The 3,962-nt window shown below is 31.2% G+C and carries 3 protein-coding genes; 2 read left to right on the top strand and 1 reads right to left on the bottom strand.

The features are described 5' to 3' along the window. Positions 1-117: 117 nt before the first annotated feature. A complete protein-coding gene (yaaA, locus tag M2326_RS17345; RefSeq protein WP_264620804.1) occupies positions 118-876 on the bottom strand; it encodes a peroxide stress protein YaaA in 759 nt (252 codons plus the stop codon). 484 nt (positions 877-1,360) lie between these two features. On the opposite strand from yaaA, the gene nhaA reads away from it, so the two are divergent. Next, on the top strand, positions 1,361-2,536 hold the full coding sequence (nhaA, locus tag M2326_RS17350; RefSeq protein WP_264620805.1) for a Na+/H+ antiporter NhaA: 1,176 nt from the start codon (positions 1,361-1,363) through the stop codon (positions 2,534-2,536). Then, entirely contained in the window at positions 2,520-3,869 is a 1,350-nt protein-coding gene (locus M2326_RS17355; RefSeq protein ID WP_264620806.1) for a TIGR00341 family protein, read from the top strand. Before nhaA ends, M2326_RS17355 begins: the two co-directional genes overlap by 17 nt. The last annotated feature ends 93 nt before the right edge of the window (positions 3,870-3,962 follow it).

A 3,962-nucleotide genomic window follows, 5' to 3' on the forward strand; every position in this document is an offset into this window, starting at 1 on the left:
ATTAGATTTAAATATAAGAAAAAAGGAGTAGAAATCCATAGATATCTACTCCTTTTTATGTGTCAATTTATTAGAAAGACTTTTTCAGTGCCCTCTTTTCAAAATGCAGCTTTTTTTTTATCTAGTAAAAACCAAATGATTCCCCTTGGATAGATTAGCATCAAATTGATAACCATCATAATTAAATCCTTTCAAATCCTCTATCGTCTGGGCATTGGTGTCTATAATGTAGCGCACCATCATCCCTCTAGCTTTTTTTGCAAAAAAACTAATTATTTTAAGTTTTCCATCTTTATAGTCTTTAAAATCAGGGGTGATAACTGGAACTTTTAATAGTTTCACATCAATTGCCGAAAAATACTCGTTACTAGCCAAGTTCACAAACAACTCATCATTTTTTAATTCTTTATTCAAGGCTTTGGTAATCGTTAGTTTCCAAAATTCATAGAGATTTTTACTATCATCAATTGGCAACTTCGTTCCCATTTCTAAACGGTAGGCTTGCATTAAATCCAATGGTCTTAACAGTCCATACAGTCCAGATAAAATACGTAATTTATCTTGTAATATTTCCAGTTTAGCAACTGGAATAGTATAGGCATCCAAACCAGTGTATACGTCACCATCAAAGGTATAAATCGCTGGGCGTGCATTTTCTTTCGTGAAAGGTGTTTTCCAATCTTGATTACGTTGCCAATTTAAATCAGCCAATTTTTGAGAAATACTCATCAAACTCGATAAATCCTCCGGATTTTTAGTTTTCAAAACTTGATGTACTTTTCGCGACTCTTTCAAAAAATGAGATTCAGTAAACAAGGGGGTCGGTAATTCTTTATCAAAGTTCAAAGACTTAGCCGGCGAAATAACAATTTTCATAAGTTGGTATTTATTGATTTTCTTGGAACTATGAGGTAATATGCCTTTCAGCTTTACCCTATCAATAACAGAAATTCAAATTTCTAAATTTAATTCCTCAAAAATACAAATTGAAAATAAGAATCTCCTACCACTCTTATCGAAATCTATAATAGCCCTATAAAAAATTATAATATAAAACCTCAACACTATCCTTTATCAGTACCAATAATTAACAATGAAATAACCTATTATTTCAAGCTGCTAATTTGATTTTTATTTTTTAAAACAGAATAAAAATGTTCTAACGTACTAAGAAAAACTATAAAAATACCTAGAATTATAAAAAAGCGACAATACTTTAATCAAAAAGAAAATTAACACAATAAAAGCAGCAATAAGCTTAGATTTTATTATGGAATTAATAAGTAAATCGGTATTTTTGAAAAAAATTGAAATTAACGGCGCAAAGCGCAGTAAAAAACGAGATACAAATTAAATTCCCATGAAAAAAAGCCTTAAGAAAATTTATAAATCTGATTTATTTAAAGAGTTTTTTGATAACGAAAAATCAAGTGGTCTAGTACTAATAGGCTGTACAATAGTTTCCTTATTTATAGCAAATTCTATTTTTGGTGCACAATACCATCACACTTGGGAAACCCTCATTGGAGGACAAAGCATAGAATACTGGATCAATGATGGATTAATGACTATCTTCTTTTTATTAATTGGTTTAGAATTAGAAAGAGAGATTTATCTAGGTGAACTTTCAAATATAAAAGATGCCTTATTACCCATTTTTGCAGCCTTAGGTGGAATGTTAATTCCTGCAGGTTTATTCCTCATGGATAATTATGGCGAAGCTACGCAATCTGGAGCAGGTATCCCTATGGCTACAGACATTGCATTTGCGCTGGGTGTACTCTCTTTATTAGGAAACCGTGTTCCGCTATCACTTAAAGTTTTTTTGACCGCACTTGCTGTCATTGATGACTTAGGAGCTATATTAGTTATAGCAGCCTTCTACACCAAAACAATATCTTTTACTTATTTATTTTCTGCACTAGGCGTACTATTAGCGATGTTTATAATGAATAGAATGAAAGTAATCAAATTATTCCCTTACCTAATTGGTGGGGTAATTATGTGGTACTTTATGCTACACTCAGGTATTCATGCAACTATTACTGGAGTTTTACTAGCCTTTGTTATTCCTTTCGAAAATGGAGAGAAAAAATCAATTTCATACAAATTACAACACTTCTTGCACAAACCTGTTGGATTTTTCATTCTTCCGTTATTTGCATTGGCAAACACTGCTATCGTACTAGGGTCCAACATTGGTGAAATCTTAGAACAACATTATAGCCTTGGGATCGCAATGGGTCTTGTGATAGGTAAACCTGTAGGTATTGCATTGTTTAGTTTTATTGCAGTTTCATTGGGCTTATGTAAATTACCCGATGATTTAAATTGGAAAACAATCATTGCAGTAGGTTTCTTAGGTGGAATTGGCTTTACAATGTCTATCTTTATAACACTACTCGCTTTTGACGATCATGAAATTATAAATAATGCTAAATTCGTCATTTTACTTTCATCTCTTACAGCAGGTATAATCGGTTTTTTCTTTCTTAAACAAACCTTAAAAGAAAAACACAATGGAAACGCTAATTAGTAGATTCATTAAATTCATTAACCTAAATCAAGGAGAGGAAGAACGAGCAAAAGTGTTAATAGATGTAAAATCTAATATTTCATTTAGCGGTGCTAACCTTTGGATCTTAGCTTGTGCTATTGTTGTTGCTTCTGTAGGTTTGAATGTGAATTCTACAGCAGTTATTATAGGTGCCATGCTTATCTCTCCATTAATGGGGCCTATTGTGGGTGCTGGTTTTGGATTAGGAACATACGATTTTACTTTATTAAAAACATCCTTAAAAAATTTATTAGTAGCCACTATTGTTGGTCTTTTTGTTTCTACTTTATATTTTTATATTAGCCCGTTCAAAGAGACTCAACCTGAGTTATTGTCTAGGACTGCTCCAAATTTTTATGATATTATCATTGCTTTTTCGGGCGGATTGGTTGGTGCTATTGCCATTACTAGAGTCGAAAAAGGAAATCCAATTCCTGGAGTTGCGATTGCAACAGCCTTGATGCCTCCTCTTTGTACAGCAGGGTATGGACTTGCAATAGGAAACCTGATGTTCTTCTTTGGAGCCATTTACTTGTACACAATCAACTGCGTATTTATTTGTATATCAACATTCCTAATCGTAAAATACTTAAAATACCCTACAAAAAAACAATTAAAAGAGACCAATCAAAAAAAGGTTAAATATATTATATCTACAATAATTACTATTTTAATACTCCCTAGTATTTACTTTGCCTACCAACTTTTTGAACAAAAGAAATACCAACATGCCATTGATGTATTTATGGAAAATGAATTCACCAATAAAGGTATTGCAATACTTTATAAAAAAACCCTTTTCAATCAAAGCCCTAAAAAATTAGAACTTGGTTTTTTGACTAAAAAGTTCAGCGATAAAGAGATTAAAACTTTAAATCAAAAGCTAGTAACTTATGAAATTAATAATACGAAACTATTGATTATACAAGATACCACTGACCTTAAAAGTGATATCTTAAACGAAATAAAATACAATAATTCTGTTTTAAGCGAAAAAGATGTAGCTATCTTGAATTTAAAAAAACAAATAGCTGATAATCGATACAATAACAAAGAATTATTAAGCGAAATAAAAATACTTTTCCCAAAAGTGGTAAACATAGCCATCGCAAATCATAGCTTTAATGAACAATCAGATAGCTTAAAAGTAATTCCCGTACTGATTTATAAGAGTACCAAAACTTTAGGAAAAGAAACAGAAAAAAAATTGGCAGATTGGCTAAAACAACGATTGTCAAAAAAAGAAATAGAACTATACAATCAAAAAATAGAGGTTGAACCAGTAACTACTACTACAGTTGCAAAGAAATAATGTCTAGTCCTAAATAAACGATACAGATTATTGGGATAAAAATAATTAATTAAACACTTGCAAGAACGTTTTTGCAAGTGTTTTTTGTTTTAT

This window comes from Flavobacterium psychraerolatum (assembly GCF_025960985.1).
Taxonomy (GTDB): Bacteria; Bacteroidota; Bacteroidia; order Flavobacteriales; family Flavobacteriaceae; genus Flavobacterium.

Excerpts from the sequence above, each read along its gene's own strand:
- M2326_RS17355 (WP_264620806.1), top strand. The coding sequence starts at position 2,520 with ATGGAAACGCTAATTAGTAGATTCATTAAATTCATTAACCTAAATCAA.
- nhaA (WP_264620805.1), top strand. The coding sequence starts at position 1,361 with ATGAAAAAAAGCCTTAAGAAAATTTATAAATCTGATTTATTTAAAGAG.
- yaaA (WP_264620804.1), bottom strand. The coding sequence starts at position 876 with ATGAAAATTGTTATTTCGCCGGCTAAGTCTTTGAACTTTGATAAAGAA.